The 12953-nt window shown below is 57.7% G+C and carries 19 protein-coding genes; 9 read left to right on the top strand and 10 right to left on the bottom strand.

Going from position 1 to position 12953, the window contains the following annotated elements:
• Window positions 1-9 precede the first annotated feature (9 nt).
• The 8 genes from ACZ1HK_RS21610 (at window position 10) to ACZ1HK_RS21645 (ending at window position 4273) form a co-directional block, all read left to right on the top strand.
• Window positions 10-888 (top strand): hypothetical protein, encoded by an 879-nt coding sequence (locus ACZ1HK_RS21610; protein ID WP_472630421.1) that lies wholly within the window; start codon window positions 10-12, stop codon window positions 886-888.
• Window positions 888-1361, top strand: a complete 474-nt coding sequence (locus tag ACZ1HK_RS21615; RefSeq protein ID WP_472630422.1) for a hypothetical protein — start codon at window positions 888-890, stop codon at window positions 1359-1361. Before ACZ1HK_RS21610 ends, ACZ1HK_RS21615 begins: the two co-directional genes overlap by 1 nt.
• A gap of 84 nt (window positions 1362-1445) precedes the next feature.
• Window positions 1446-1682: a hypothetical protein gene (locus tag ACZ1HK_RS21620; RefSeq protein WP_472630935.1), complete on the top strand. Its 237-nt coding sequence runs from the start codon at window positions 1446-1448 to the stop codon at window positions 1680-1682.
• On the top strand, window positions 1633-1845 hold the full coding sequence (locus ACZ1HK_RS21625) for a hypothetical protein (protein WP_472630423.1): 213 nt from the start codon (window positions 1633-1635) through the stop codon (window positions 1843-1845). The genes ACZ1HK_RS21620 and ACZ1HK_RS21625 overlap by 50 nt, the downstream gene beginning before the upstream one ends.
• Window positions 1846-2052: 207 nt before the next feature.
• A complete protein-coding gene (locus ACZ1HK_RS21630; protein ID WP_472630912.1) occupies window positions 2053-2379 on the top strand; it encodes an ATP-binding protein in 327 nt (108 codons plus the stop codon).
• The gene (locus ACZ1HK_RS21635) at window positions 2372-3247 is read left to right on the top strand and encodes a response regulator receiver domain (protein ID WP_472630424.1); all 876 of its coding nucleotides are present in this window, start codon (window positions 2372-2374) and stop codon (window positions 3245-3247) included. Before ACZ1HK_RS21630 ends, ACZ1HK_RS21635 begins: the two co-directional genes overlap by 8 nt.
• A 67-nt stretch (window positions 3248-3314) precedes the next feature.
• Window positions 3315-3776, top strand: coding sequence for a hypothetical protein (locus ACZ1HK_RS21640; RefSeq protein ID WP_472630425.1), 462 nt, complete (start codon window positions 3315-3317; stop codon window positions 3774-3776).
• Window positions 3777-3919: 143 nt separating this feature from the next.
• Window positions 3920-4273, top strand: coding sequence for a hypothetical protein (locus tag ACZ1HK_RS21645; RefSeq protein WP_472630426.1), 354 nt, complete (start codon window positions 3920-3922; stop codon window positions 4271-4273).
• A 13-nt stretch (window positions 4274-4286) separates the two neighbouring features.
• Here ACZ1HK_RS21645 and ACZ1HK_RS21650 read toward each other — a convergent pair whose 3' ends face one another.
• From ACZ1HK_RS21650 to otnC, 10 genes are all read right to left on the bottom strand, one after another.
• Window positions 4287-4967 (bottom strand): hypothetical protein, encoded by a 681-nt coding sequence (locus tag ACZ1HK_RS21650; protein ID WP_472630427.1) that lies wholly within the window; start codon window positions 4965-4967, stop codon window positions 4287-4289.
• The gene (locus ACZ1HK_RS21655) at window positions 4964-5197 is read right to left on the bottom strand and encodes a hypothetical protein (RefSeq protein WP_472630428.1); all 234 of its coding nucleotides are present in this window, start codon (window positions 5195-5197) and stop codon (window positions 4964-4966) included. The genes ACZ1HK_RS21650 and ACZ1HK_RS21655 overlap by 4 nt, the downstream gene beginning before the upstream one ends.
• Window positions 5198-5214: 17 nt before the next feature.
• The gene (locus ACZ1HK_RS21660) at window positions 5215-5775 is read right to left on the bottom strand and encodes a relaxase/mobilization nuclease domain-containing protein (protein WP_472630429.1); all 561 of its coding nucleotides are present in this window, start codon (window positions 5773-5775) and stop codon (window positions 5215-5217) included.
• Between the two features lie 70 nt (window positions 5776-5845).
• Window positions 5846-6316: a plasmid mobilization protein gene (locus tag ACZ1HK_RS21665; protein WP_472630430.1), complete on the bottom strand. Its 471-nt coding sequence runs from the start codon at window positions 6314-6316 to the stop codon at window positions 5846-5848.
• Window positions 6313-6720 carry a hypothetical protein gene (locus ACZ1HK_RS21670; protein ID WP_472630431.1) on the bottom strand — a complete coding sequence of 136 codons (408 nt, stop codon included), beginning with the start codon at window positions 6718-6720 and terminating at the stop codon, window positions 6313-6315. Before ACZ1HK_RS21670 ends, ACZ1HK_RS21665 begins: the two co-directional genes overlap by 4 nt.
• Window positions 6680-7075: a hypothetical protein gene (locus ACZ1HK_RS21675; protein WP_472630432.1), complete on the bottom strand. Its 396-nt coding sequence runs from the start codon at window positions 7073-7075 to the stop codon at window positions 6680-6682. The genes ACZ1HK_RS21670 and ACZ1HK_RS21675 overlap by 41 nt, the downstream gene beginning before the upstream one ends.
• Window positions 7076-7595: 520 nt before the next feature.
• The gene (locus ACZ1HK_RS21680; RefSeq protein ID WP_472630433.1) at window positions 7596-8726 is read right to left on the bottom strand and encodes an aminotransferase; all 1131 of its coding nucleotides are present in this window, start codon (window positions 8724-8726) and stop codon (window positions 7596-7598) included.
• Window positions 8727-8791: 65 nt separating this feature from the next.
• Complete coding sequence (locus tag ACZ1HK_RS21685) at window positions 8792-10096, bottom strand: HlyD family type I secretion periplasmic adaptor subunit (RefSeq protein ID WP_472630434.1); 1305 nt, start codon at window positions 10094-10096, stop codon at window positions 8792-8794.
• On the bottom strand, window positions 10093-11862 hold the full coding sequence (locus ACZ1HK_RS21690) for a type I secretion system permease/ATPase (protein WP_472630435.1): 1770 nt from the start codon (window positions 11860-11862) through the stop codon (window positions 10093-10095). Before ACZ1HK_RS21690 ends, ACZ1HK_RS21685 begins: the two co-directional genes overlap by 4 nt.
• Window positions 11863-11942: 80 nt before the next feature.
• The gene (gene otnC, locus ACZ1HK_RS21695; protein WP_472630436.1) at window positions 11943-12593 is read right to left on the bottom strand and encodes a 3-oxo-tetronate 4-phosphate decarboxylase; all 651 of its coding nucleotides are present in this window, start codon (window positions 12591-12593) and stop codon (window positions 11943-11945) included.
• 43 nt (window positions 12594-12636) lie between these two features.
• Here otnC and ACZ1HK_RS21700 point away from each other — a divergent pair, with 43 nt between their 5' ends.
• On the top strand, window positions 12637-12951 hold the full coding sequence (locus ACZ1HK_RS21700; protein ID WP_472630437.1) for a hypothetical protein: 315 nt from the start codon (window positions 12637-12639) through the stop codon (window positions 12949-12951).
• The last annotated feature ends 2 nt before the right edge of the window (window positions 12952-12953 follow it).

Raw genomic sequence — 12953 nt, forward strand, 5'->3', positions numbered from 1 at the left:
GACCGGGTTATGCAGGAGTCCGATCCAGAAATTGAGGCTCCATCCAACCGAATAGCCGGTACGATCATCAACGCGGTATTCGAAGATAAGCATTTTGAACCTTGGTCGGTTTGGAAAGGTGAAAAGGAGCACGGAACTGCACTTATCGTCTCTGAGATCAACTACGATCTTGAACCTCAGTTGCCTTCGATCGAGCCTGATGGAAATGTTGACAAAATAAGAGAGGCCTTCTTCTCGACGTTGTCTGCCTTTACCGACCCTTATGTTGATCCAGATTCCAATGAACACAATGCTTTCGACCCTGATTTTACCTATGAGGTGAAAACTTGGGTTGGTGAAATCGCAAAGCCCGTCGTCGAGGACGAGCGAGATGTCATAAACCGGGCCGTTACCGAAGAACTAGAGCATGTCCTATCGGGAAATGTTGATGCTGATGGCGTCTTTCGAGGGCAGGTGAAAGTCTTTGGGGAATGGCGCAAACTCGGTTCCGACTATGTCATCTACCCACCGACAGACTTCAAGCCGCCTAAGGGTCCTACAACTTATGTGGGACCATTTAGCATTCACGTTGCAACATATGAACGGACCAGAACCAACTCGAATTTGTCCGATGCGGACTGGGCTCGGTTCGGGTTGCTTGCAGATCAACATGGTGGATTCCTGCTGTTTCGAAATGGCCTCAGGGTGCTACCTTACGGTCGCACCGACAATGATTTCTTTGAAATCGAAACCAATCGCAGCATCAACGCTGGCCGGGAATACTGGAACGCACGCCGGATGTTTGGTCGGGTGGCGATTTCTAGAGAAAAGAACCCAAACCTTCGAGACAAGGCTGGCCGAGAAGGGTTTATCGACAACCGCAGTGCGAAAGCACTGCGAGCTTTGTAATGAATATTCTCAAGCGTGCGGCCTATGAATATTTCGGGAGCAACTCAAGCCTACGCAAGGAGATATTACCAGAGATACAAGCGAGAAACCTTGCTGAAAAAGCTGAGGCCGAGCGGCGAGAGCTTGCGAAGAAGAACGCTCAGAAGTTTCGTGGCCGGCTAAAGAAGGCCTTGCCGGCTCTCATGGACTTGTATGAGAGCACAAGCCAGGTTGTGACGGAAACATCGATTGAGAGCCAACAACAGCTTGAGGATGCACAAGCAACAATTGATAGGTTGAGCGAGCGCTTGAGCGATCTTAGGTTATCGGGAGCTCCATCTAGGCTTGGGTCGGCAGAAGAGGACTATCGACGTTTCAGAGCTTTGTTTGCCGAAATGCAGGAACGTCTCAAACTGTTAGAGGACAAGCGAGCGGCGGCTATTGCGAAAATTAATCCTGCAAAGCCTGAAGAGCTTGCGCAAAAGCGAACTTGAACAGTCATGCGAGCCGGCTTCAATCGCGACTTAGAAGTTGGCGCAAATCAATAGACGAGTCTGCAAGGTTCAGAACGAGATCGTGTGAACGCTCTCTTCGACGAGCGCAACAAAATCTTTCATTCGCTGGCAATGCCACTTGTGGAGCAAGTTCGATTGAAGCGCCTTGGTTTAGACGAAGCGCTCGAACAAATGAAATTGTCGCAGGCGAAGCTGGACACAGAGAACGAAGACACCTTCCAATCTTACTTGGACACGCTCGAGGTCATGAGTGAGAACATCAACATTGAGGCTCATCGCAAGACAAGGGATAGCGGATAACGCGGCCCTGCGCGACGACCTTAATCAGTTAAATCAGGTAGCACAGTTGGGCGTAACGGTCGAAATTTTGGGGCATGAATTCAGTAGCAATGAGCGCATGGTCCGGGAAGGCATTCGACAAATCAAGGCAAGCTGGAGAAATACCTGGAACTCACTTAGTTGAAGAAGGGTTTGAGGCGCTCAGTCAACAACTCGACTTCCTCTCGCCGCTCAAAGTGTCGGGTTCGCGCACTAGGCGAACTCTAACAGGCCAAGAAATCATAGATTATCTGAAGCGCTTTTTTGGGGTTGTTTCAGAAAGCCGAGGGATCAAAATTCACGCGTCTGAGGGCTTCAAGTCCCTCTCTGGGAGGAGCAACCTTCCAGAATTCTGCCAGTCTTTGTCAATCTGGTGAACAACAGTGTTTATTGGTTGGTAAATTCACATGTTGAGCATCCGGAAGTGTTCCTCTCGGCTGACGATGGAAAGGTTATTGTTTCCGACAATGGGCCGGGTATTGATCCGTTGGATCAAGAGAGCCTTTTCAAGATGTTCTTCACACGCAAATCGAGCGGCGGGCGTGGGATTGGTCTCTATCTATGCCGCGTAAACTTGATGGCAGGTGGCCACTCCATTCGGCACTTGAATGAGCCCAAGCAACAAGTTCTTAGTGGCGCAAATTTCTTAATCGATTTCAAAGGAGTACGCTTTGACTGAAGCGGCCACTTTTTCAAGCTTGATCCACGAAGCATTCATTGAACCATTGCGGTCAGTCCTAATAGTGGATGATCAGTATCCGACTTGGGAAGAAATCCTTAACTCGAAGATGGTAGGCGACGCTCAAAACAATGCCTTGGAGGAGCGTTCAGTTGGCAAGGACTGGGTTAAGAAAAACCCGAGCGAGCCATTAGCGATAATCAAAGAGTTCAGAGACCAGAAGCCAGGGTTTGTCATTGACATACATGATGCTCTGGCCCCTACGCCTGCCGAAGTGGTGTCAGGCACAACCCCTCAAGAGAGTGCGTCTGAACTAGCCAGTCACCTTCACCAGTCAGACCTGCTTGTCTTGGACTATAATCTGGAAGGCGAGGCCGGTGGATTAGGTGGCACGAAAGCAAGAGAAATTCTACGCATGGTGCTCGCGAACAAGCACTTTAATCTAGTTCTTCTGCATACTGGAGAAAATGACCTAGAGAAAGTGATGACGGAGTGCCTTGTTTCATTGATGCAGAATTGCACGTCGCTGTTTGACGCGAAAGTTCAGCAAGAGCTAGCGGGACTAGATGAAAAGCTCGATCAACTCGAAGACGAGGGTACTTTCGATCGTTCCAAGCTGAGTGAATTTTTCCCTGACGATCTATACTTGGCAATCAGAAACCCAAAACGGTCTTCTCGCGAAGTTTTTGGTGAGTTCATGCAGGGGAAAGGTCCGCTTGCCGCTTTGCACGGTTGGGGGGCTGAGATTGGTTTGAAGGGCGGGCAACTGCGCTCATTCCTACATTGGGCAATACGTGAAAGTGAAAAGCGGCGGCTCAAGGAGTTCAACGATGTCACCGTCGATGGGTTGAGCTTGGAATGCAAGTGAAGACCGAAAGTGGCTGCGTACGGCAAAGGGTTTCGTCGCATTTGTTAAGAAGGGACCCGGTGACCTGTTGAAAGAGCTTCAGCATGCGTTGGAAGACTGGCAGCCAACACCGTCCAGGCTGCTCTCTGCTAGGTATCGTTATGCACTTAACAGCATTGGCGTTGCGGCAGAGGACAAATCACTAGCTAAGGCGAGAGTGTTTGCCCAATTCTATGATGGCATCCGGGAGCCAGCGAGAGACGGAATTCTTCCAGAACAAGCAAAGCTGTCCCGCGAGTTTAAGCTGAAAGAGCATGTTGCTCGTCAATCCGAAGCGATAGCTTTCCTCATCGAGGATGAGCTTGTGAGTTTTGGTGAGAAAATCGTCCAGGCTGATGAAGCCGCTGGCGACGCCTTTGCATCCCATTATGGCGTCGATTTGAAAGATGACGGCGTCAAACGCGATGCAGTGAATCAATATAACAGCTACGTTTCAACACTTCCGCAAAAGGCAAGCGATGCCCAGTGTCGGACAGCGGGCATATACTAAAGCAGGCTAATGGGGACTGGTGGATTTGCGCCACCCCCGCATGTGATCTCCAGCCCGGCCAAAACACAATCGCCTTCGGCGGAGATGGCCGAAGCCTTCGCCCCTTTACTGCTATGCGCCTCGTTCCGATCAAAGCGGATGATATGGACAGCGACCACATCAACAGTGGCTCCTATTGCTTCATAGAAGACCCGAAAACTAAAGAAGTCCTTTGTCTGGGGCTACGGTCGACTGCTGATGAGACAAAACCGGCCACGCAGAAAGTTACCTGGCGAACTTTTGTGGCAAAGAACCAAGGCTTGATCACTGACGGCAAATGCACGGTAATTTTGCCACGATTGGGCGATACCACGATTGAATTGCCAGAAGAAGATCTCACTTTGGTGGCAAAGCTCAGATACGAATATGCTCTCAACTTCATTCAACGGGTTGGGTCTAGCGTATCTCGAATAGGCCTTGGTTACGCGGCTTATCCAAATGAATCCGCCGCGGAATAATCCATTCAATGCCTCACCCCCGCTCCGCATGGGCCTCCTGGCTATCTAGCTGTCCCTCAATCTCTCGGCGGCGGCCCTCGCTAAGGTCAAGCTCTGCTGCAAGCTCTCGTTCAGCGTTTTGTAGCTCGCCTCGTCGTTCAGCAATCCGTTCAAGGCCTTCATGGATGCGGCTTGTGAACGAATGAGAAAGGTCACGCAGTCTTTCAAGCCAGCCAACTCCTTCTCGATCCTGCCGGTCGAGCGTGTCTCCAAGGCGGTCAAGTCCTTCGCGGAGGCTTCTGAGGCCGTCACCAACCGCTCGACGCAGGCGAGCAAATCGCGTTCCAAGGCTGTCAGTTGGGTCATTTAGTCCTCCTCGATCCGAATGCAGGTCACGTGTCGTTCGCCCATCGTGCAGGTCCTGAGCCGTGTCTTCGATGGGTCCAGGATCAGCCATGTCCCCTCGGGCCGCTCGATCCGTGTCAGGCCCAGTTCCGTCAGCCTCCGAGCGTGTCAGGTGCACCGTCCAGAAGAAGCTCGCGGCCATCATCGAGGCGATGCCCGTCAGCACCATCGCCGCGATCAGCCAGGGCGAGATCGTCAGCCAAAGGCGGATCGATCTCAGCCGCGTCTCGAACAAGCTCGCGGTCTCGGTCTGAAAGCGGCGCGTATCGCTCGCGATGGTATGCTGCGCGGCGCCCACAATGTTCTTCAAATCGATCCTGAAGCTCCCCAGGCCGGGACGAGATCGAGGCGACGTGTTCCTGTCTGATCTCGTCGAGCTCCGCGTTCAACTTCTCGCTCAACCGGGTCGGCTTGCCAGTCTTCATGGAAAATCTCTCCTTTCAGCCGCCAACGTTCGCCTGTGTCCGGGTCGCGGGCGGTGATGTAGGCCTTGCCGGTGCGCGGCAGGTCGAAGCCTGCGTCGGTGAGGGCGTCGAGCATGGACGCGCGGTCGGTGATCAGGCCGAGGTCGATCTGGTCCTGTATCCACGCGTGCAGGCTTCGTCCCGGCCTTGGGCGCGGGTCGGGGCCTCGACGGTGTCACGAACCTCCTGCGCGCGTTCCACATCCATCGGATCGGCCCAGCCGTGGCGCTGGTTCATCACGTCACGCAGGCTGTCATAGGCGTCCTGATAGCCCGGTGGAGCGATGTTGAGGCTCTTGCCCGTCGTCGCCTCCAGGCGCGGTGTGCAGAAGTGAAGCTCGACCCGGCCTTCGTGGCGATGGCGGACCCAGAGCACCTCATATTGCTCAGGGTCCAGCCCCGCGAAGGCCAGCCGCTCGAACTGGTCCATGACTTCCACCTGCTGGTCCTCGGTCGGGGAGTCGCTGTCGGCAAAGCTGATCACGCCCGCACGGTAGGCCCATTGGTGGCGGCTGGCGCCGATCAGGGCCTCGGTGCGCTCAGGGTTGCCGCGCATGACCTCGGGCAGTGGGTCGCGGGTGACGGTCTTGGGCTGGCCGTCGGCATCGCGGATCAGGTCGCGATTGCCGTCATAGGCCAGCACGCGCTCTGCCAAGAGGTAACCGACCGGCCCCGCGCCCGCGCCTTTGCCATTGGGGAAGAACTCTGATCAGCACCGTCGCGCCTCATCGAGGAGCGCGGCGAGCCTGGCGTTCGATCACCACAAGGCGGCGGGCAACGGTCAGCGTGTCGAGATCGGTGCGCCCGAACTTCATGGCGTGGTTCAGCCAGCGGGCGATCTGGTTGAGGTTGCCGCCGATGCGCCCAACCGCCAGCACAAGCGCTGGATCGACACGCGGAACGGGCTTGCGGCGGCGCGCCTCGGTCAGGCCGAGCGCCTCGCGCAGAAGCATCGAGGCAGGCAGGCCAGCGGCCTCAGCCTTGGCGCGCAGCTGCGCCTTCTCGGACGCGGTGCAGCGGAAGACGAAGGTCTCGGCCAGCGGCTCTTTGGCAGCTTTCTTGGTGGGGGCTTTGCCCGCGCCGGTGGGGTTCGAAGGGGAGGCGTGCCGCCCCTCGCAAGGTCCCGTGTCATCGGCGCAGCCGTATGACATGGGTCGCCTTGCTGTTTGCGCTTCGGTGGGATCGTTGGCACTCATGATCTGAGGCCCGCCGCTTGGATTTGCGCCTTCGTCACAAGCTCTGCGGCCAGGAGCGCATCGATCTGGCCGGGAGTGATGTGTCGGCAAAGCGGATGCTGGTCTGTGACCCAACCCGCCAGACCTGCAAGCATCTCGGCTTCCTTGGCCTTCGCCGCTTCTCGGCTCTTGGCGATGTCCTCGACGTAGGCGCGCCATCTCCCAGACTTGAACCAGTTGTCCGAGAAACAGACCTTGGATCGGGTGAAGCCCGCGCTCTCTGTCGCGTAGGCCTTCACGGCCTGTAACAGGTCCTCGGGCTCTGTCCCGGCGTCCAAGGCCTCCTTGATCCGATTGAGGCACTCCGCCTCCCCACGCAAACGGTCAGGCGGATAGGCGGCCAGAGATCTTCTCAGCCTCTTCATCCACTTCCGCCACGCGCTCGCGCGTAGGAGGTTTATGGATGGTTTTAGGGTGGTTTGGGGGCCGTGGTAGCCCCGGTACCCCGGCCACTATGGCCCCCGTTCCGGGCCCAGTCTGGACGGGGTCCACAGTGGCCCCCGTCTCGATCTCGGGCTCGGCGGTCAGTTCCAGCGCCTCGATCCTGGCAAGGTCGATCCGGTAAACGACCGTAAATCCGTTCTTGCACCCCCGTGCACCAGTCTCGACCAAAATGCCTTCCTTCAGGAAGTCGCGGATCGTCCGCTTGACTGTCGTCTCCCCCAGACTCCGTGTGCCGTTGGATCGTCCCCTTGGAACACCAGATGCCTGAGCCATCATCCGAGGCCTTGTCCGCGAGAAACATGATGATCTGCTTGCGTGTGGCGCTCCCGAACTTCCGCTCGGCACAAGCATTCGCCACGCGCCAGCTCACTGGATCGCCTCGGGGCAAAGGTTTGACAATTCGCCGCTAAGTGTTTGATGCGCCGTGGTGGGTTTGACAGATTTTCCGATCCTAAGCTTTTGGGCAACTTCAATAAGCTTCGGTTTGAAAATCCTCGTGTCGGTGGTTCGATTCCGCCCCCGGGCACCACTTTCCTCGCCAACCTATTGATATCAATCGGTTTGAAGGTTGCGTCAGAAACGTCTTGTTCTCGCGTGCTTGTGCTAAGGGGCGCCTCGCAGGTCAGCTGCATCGACCTCAAGACCGCGCGCCATGAGGTGACTTTCGCTTAAGGTGTAGCGACTGAAACTCTCTTTTCAGGCCGTCAAGATGGCTCAATCCCAAACCGCTTTCCTTGCAGCTGGAAGGTCGGCCTAGCGCGCACATGCCCGACGCCCCCATCACAAACCGGGATGCTCACCCTGATGGAAAGTGATCCCCCAGATATTGGCCGAGTTTTTCCAACCCCGCCCGGAGGATTTTTGGGTCATTGGCAAAGCCGATGCGCGCGTAACCCTCCATGTCGAAGGCATCCCCGGGTGTCAGCATCACGCCAGTATCCTGCACAAGATCGACGCAGAAAGTACGCGACGAAACGGGGATATCGAGCTTCAGCATTGCAGTTGTGCCCGCCAGCGGTTTCACCCAGCTGACCCGGGGCTGCGTTGCAATCCAATCTTCGAGGATCCCGAGATTTTCGCGCGTGATCGCGCGACTGCGCGCAAGCAGTTTGGCGTTATTTTCCAATGCCATGGCTGCAAAATGGTCGTTGATCATGCCAACTGAAATTGTGTCGTGATCCCGGTGAAGCAGAACCTGTTCAGTCACGTCTGTTGGGGCGACGATCCAGCCCACGCGAAGCCCTGCGAGCGAAAAGGCCTTTGAGACACTCGCCGTTGCGATGCCCTTTTCGTACAGGTCCACGATGGAAGGGCCCATGCGGTCGCCGCTTTGCTCGGTGCCGCGATAGACTTCGTCGCACAGAACGTAGGCTCCGACATCCCTAGCAATGCCTGCAATCGCTTCGAGCATGGGGCGATCTATCAGGGCGCCTGTCGGGTTGTTGGGGTTGGTCAACGCAATCAACTTGGTGCCGGGCATGACCAACGCCCGCAATTCCTCCAGGTCCGGCAGAAAGCCATTTTCCTCCCGCAGCGCCAGCGTTTGCACATCAGCGCCAATGCTGGCGGGTATCGAATGATGTTGCTGGTAGGTCGGGATGATCGAGACGACCCGATCGCCGCGCGAGACCAAAGCCTTGTGGACCAGCATATTGGCCGCGATCGTGCCGTGGGTGACTGTGATGCGGTCGACCGTTGCATCGGTATAGAGATCCGAAATTGCAGTGCGCAGCCGGTCCGAGCCTTCAATTGCCCCGTAGGTCATTTTCATGGAAAGCAATTCAGATAGATCGGCGTCATTGCGGCCGGACATGCGCAACAATTCGTCTATGGTGATGCTGGCGACACAGGTTTCTGCAAGGTTGTAGGTGCAGCGGGTCTCCCACTCATTCATCCAGATTTCGACCTTGAACGGTTCGATGTACATTGGCGTGCTCCCGCAGCGGCGGCTGGTTTTTCAAAACCATAGCGGGGGCAGGGCGCGCCAGCCAGTCAGCTCTCGCGCATGGCGTGATTGAAATAAGCCAGAAAGGGCTCCAGCAAATAGGCCAGAGGACTTCGGGCTTCGGTCAGGATGAAAGCATCCACAGGCATGCCCGGCACGAGGCTCCGATCCCCCAAAAGGGCGATTTGGTCGTCGGGCAGGGTGATTTCCGTCTGGTAAAAACGATTGCCTGTTGTGTCGTCGAAAAACGCATCGGCAGAGATCAGGCTGACATGGCCGGTTATCTCCGGCAGTTCGATCTGGTTGAACGATGGAAATACCAGCCGGACCTCCTGGCCGGTCAGGACCTGGTCGACGTGAACGGCCGGAACGCGCGCCGAGATCACAAAAGGCCGTCCATCGGGGACAAGATATGCAAATGGGTCCGCCGGGCGCAGGACGGCGCCTTCCCCGAAAATCGTGAGGCCATGGATACGACCCGAGACAGGCGCGCGAAGGTCGAGTCTGGTGATACGCTGTGACAAGCCATCAATGCGTTCAAGCAACTCCTGCTCCGCCACGCGGACCTCTCTCAGTTCGGTGATCGCGCGTTCGCGCCGCTCTGTTTCGAGCTGAAGAACCGCCAATTCGCCTTCGATGACCCGTTCTGCGGCTTCGGCTTCATTTGCGGCAACTTCGCCGATGGCACCTTGCAGTTGAACCAATTCCTGCTGCAGACGCATCACCGGGTCCTGTGTGCCAGCCCCACGCGCCAGCAAATCCTGCCGCCTTGTGAGTTCGGCCGTGACGAGCTCAATTTGGGCGACTAGGGCATCGCGTTGCGCCTGCAGCGCCTGGATCTGTGCATTGATTTGGGTCACCCGGCCGCGCTGCTGTGCGATTTCCCGTGCAAGCGCTTCGGTGCGGATCGCAAACAGATTTTGCTGTCCGGAGAGGAGGTCTTCAACCTCAGGGTCCTCCTCGGCGCGAAGACGCAGCTCGGCAGGGACGGAGATCGCGTCGGCACCATCGCGTTCGGCCTCTAACCGTGCGCGGCGGGCCTGGAGCTCGGCCAGATTGGTGCGAGCCACGTTCAATTCAGTGACGAGGTCCGACGCGTCGAGCCGCATGAGGAGGTCGGCGGCCTGCACGTGGTCGCCCTCCTCGATCAATAACTCAACGACGCGCCCGCCCTCCGGATGCTGGATGGATTGTCGGTTCTGATCGACGACTATCTGGCCCGGCGCAATGACCGCGCCAGATAGGGTCGCCATCACCGACCATGCCCCGAAGCCGCCCAACAGAAGCGCCAAACCGAGGGCACCCAACCACAGGGGGCGGGCCACAGACCAGCTTTCCACTGCCTCAGTCATGCAAGCGCACCTTTGGTCTGGTTTTCAGCCACAAGCCGTACGTTTCCTGCATTCTGGAGCACTCTTGCCAGCACCTCGTCGCGGGGGCCGAAGGCGATTGCCACCCCGTCCTTGAGCGCCAACAGCTTATCGCAATGCTGTATGGCAGCGGGGCGGTGCGCCATGATGACGACGCCAAGACCCCGGGCTTTCATGGCTTCCACCGCTCTGTTCAGCGCGTCTGAGCCATTGTGATCCAAGGCCGAGTTCGGCTCATCCAATACCAAAAGGACTGGGTCCCCATAGAGGGCTCTTGCCAACCCAATCCTCTGAATCTGGCCGCCCGACAGGCGGGCGCCCGGGCCGGTGATTTGTGTGTCATAGCCTTGCGGCAAGGCGCGGATCATCGTGTCCGCGTCAGCGGACTTTGCGGCAGCTGTGATCGCTGCGGCATCAGGTTCGGAATCAAGGCGACCGATGTTGTCGGCGATCGAACCTTCAAAGAGTGTCACGCTTTGCGGAAGGTATCCAATCAACCGGCCGAGACTGTCTGGGTCGTATTGATCCAGCGTTGCGCGGTCGAGGCGAACGGACCCGGCCGAAGGGGTCCAAACGCCTGCCAGGGCGCGCGCCAGGCTCGATTTCCCCGCACCAGAGGGGCCGATCACGCCAACGGCCTCTCCGGGTTCAACGCGGAACGACACGCCGCGGAGTGTTGGCTTTGTTGCGCCGGGCGGCACAATCGAGAGGCTTGAGACCTCCAGCGCGGCGGCGGGGCGGGGCAAGGGCAGACGCGCCTTCGGCTCTTGTTCGCGGCTCAACAGGTCATTCAGTCGGGCCCACCCACGCAACGCCTCCGCGATCATCGTCCATTGTCCGATGGCCAAATCGATGGGCGCCAATGCACGCCCGAGCAAAACGGCACCGGCTATCATCGCACCCGCCCGCAGTTCCCCGCGCAGTACAAGAAGCGCCGCCAAGCCAAGGATCGCCGATTGAAGGAACAAGCGCAGCGTCTTGGACAGCGTGGCATATCCCCCGACGCCGTCCGCCGCGCGCATCGCGATGGTGAGAGCTTTTTGCCTTTGGCGATGCCAGCGTGAAAAGGCGGCCTCGCGCATGCCAAGCGCGCGAATGGTTTCTGCCTGTGATTGCATCTCACCCGCTAAAAGGTCGGCGGCGTGACCGCTGGCGGCGGCGTTTGACAAAGGCTCTTTCGTTGTCTGGCGGTTCAGAATTGTGATCCCGATCAGGACCGCCATGCCGATCAGCGCCATCCAGCCAAGCCACGGATGGAAACTGAAGAGTGCCAGAATGAAAAGCGGCGCAAAGGGCAGGTCGAACACGGCCATGAAGACCGGCGATGAGGTGAGCCGTTGAACGGCGGCCAAATCGGACAAGGCTGTTTGTGCCTGCCCTGTGCGCTGCGCCCGCGCCAGCGCTGCCCGGAAGACGCGGGCATCGAACGCCGCCTGCAATCGTGCGCCATATCGCGCCGCTATGCGCGCCCGCGCGAAATCGAGGATGCCCATCACGGCGAACAGGAAGGCAACAAGAAGGCTCAGCGCAAGCAGGGTTTCTTCGCTGCCTGCACCCAAAACCCGTTCATAGACCTGCAGCATGTAGAGCGGACCGGTCAGCATCAGAACGTTCACGAACAGGCTGAACAGCAAAACGGAACGCAAGATCCACGCGTTGTTACGGCGGAATGCGTTCAGTTCATCGGAGGTGGATGATGGGTCGGCGCGCAAGCTCAATTCCGTTGTAGCGGTTTTGAGCCGCACCATGCGCCAAGAGTGTTAATTCCATCCCAACGGGATGCAGATCTTCGAACGAAAAGAAGGGGCCTGACCAATAGGCGTCCGGCTCAATCCACCCATTCAATATCGAATTTGGTCACCAAGCCCTGAACCTCCGCCTCACTCAGACCACGCGGGTTCATGCCGCGTGTCATCATCGCCAGACGCGCCGTATCTTCCAGCTCTTCAATGGCGTTGCAGGCGGCTTCAACGTCCTTGCCCGCGACCACAGGTCCGTGATTGGCGAGCATGACGGCACTGCGCTTTCCGGCGAGCCCCCTAACGGCCTCACCCATCGCTGGATCGCCCGGCAAAAAGAAGGGAAGCAATTTGACCTTTCCCAGCTTCATGATCCCGTAAGGCGACAGCGGTGGCAGAAAGTTATCCGCATCCGCATCCGGCATCATCGACAAGGCAACGGAATGGCAGGCGTGCAGATGCACGACCGCGCCTGCGGTGCTTCGTGTGTCGTAGAAGGCCTGATGAAGCGGCATCTCTTTGGTCGGTTGATCCCCGCCAACAAGAAGACCGTTCGCGTCAAACCGGCTGAGCCGGCCCGGATCGAGCCGTCCGAAACTGGTTCCGGTCGGGCTGACCAGCAGCCCTCCATCCTCTGTCCGGGCCGAGATATTGCCAGTGGACCCGCCGGTCAGGCCGCGATCAAACATGGATTTCGCCAGCAAGCAGATTTGTTCTCGAAGGTGGCTTTCGCGGGTCATGGCGCCTCAGATCATTTGTTGCGGGATGTTTACAGGCCAGCCCTTGATCTGGGTAGCGGAAAAGGTGCGGGAAACAGGCACTGGACCCGGCGCGCAAAACACGGCATCGGGGGCCATGGATTTTGGAACTCTTGTGCAGACACTCGTTGATTGGGTCGTCAGTATCGGATCGGGCGTCAATGAGCTTCCGGGCACAGTCGCCTTTGGGCTTGGCCTGTTCACGTGGTTCGCCGTCGAACAAATCCTCCAACGCGTCTTCAACGGGTTGAAGTGGGCAATCCTGATTGGGGTTGTCGTGGCCCTTGGACTGTCCCTACCATACCTGGTGGACACGGTGTTCGGGTCGGGTGGTCCCTGACC

It is taken from the genome of Gymnodinialimonas sp. JB5-7 (genome assembly GCF_055693405.1).

Excerpts from the sequence above, each read along its gene's own strand:
- ACZ1HK_RS21645 (WP_472630426.1), top strand. The coding sequence starts at position 3,920 with ATGGACAGCGACCACATCAACAGTGGCTCCTATTGCTTCATAGAAGAC.
- ACZ1HK_RS21670 (WP_472630431.1), bottom strand. The coding sequence starts at position 6,720 with ATGAAGAGGCTGAGAAGATCTCTGGCCGCCTATCCGCCTGACCGTTTG.
- ACZ1HK_RS21665 (WP_472630430.1), bottom strand. The coding sequence starts at position 6,316 with ATGAGTGCCAACGATCCCACCGAAGCGCAAACAGCAAGGCGACCCATG.
- ACZ1HK_RS21675 (WP_472630432.1), bottom strand. The coding sequence starts at position 7,075 with ATGATGGCTCAGGCATCTGGTGTTCCAAGGGGACGATCCAACGGCACA.
- ACZ1HK_RS21690 (WP_472630435.1), bottom strand. The coding sequence starts at position 11,862 with ATGGTGCGGCTCAAAACCGCTACAACGGAATTGAGCTTGCGCGCCGAC.
- ACZ1HK_RS21610 (WP_472630421.1), top strand. The coding sequence starts at position 10 with ATGCAGGAGTCCGATCCAGAAATTGAGGCTCCATCCAACCGAATAGCC.
- ACZ1HK_RS21685 (WP_472630434.1), bottom strand. The coding sequence starts at position 10,096 with ATGACTGAGGCAGTGGAAAGCTGGTCTGTGGCCCGCCCCCTGTGGTTG.
- ACZ1HK_RS21655 (WP_472630428.1), bottom strand. The coding sequence starts at position 5,197 with ATGCTCGACGCCCTCACCGACGCAGGCTTCGACCTGCCGCGCACCGGC.
- otnC (WP_472630436.1), bottom strand. The coding sequence starts at position 12,593 with ATGACCCGCGAAAGCCACCTTCGAGAACAAATCTGCTTGCTGGCGAAA.
- ACZ1HK_RS21615 (WP_472630422.1), top strand. The coding sequence starts at position 888 with ATGAATATTCTCAAGCGTGCGGCCTATGAATATTTCGGGAGCAACTCA.
- ACZ1HK_RS21680 (WP_472630433.1), bottom strand. The coding sequence starts at position 8,726 with ATGTACATCGAACCGTTCAAGGTCGAAATCTGGATGAATGAGTGGGAG.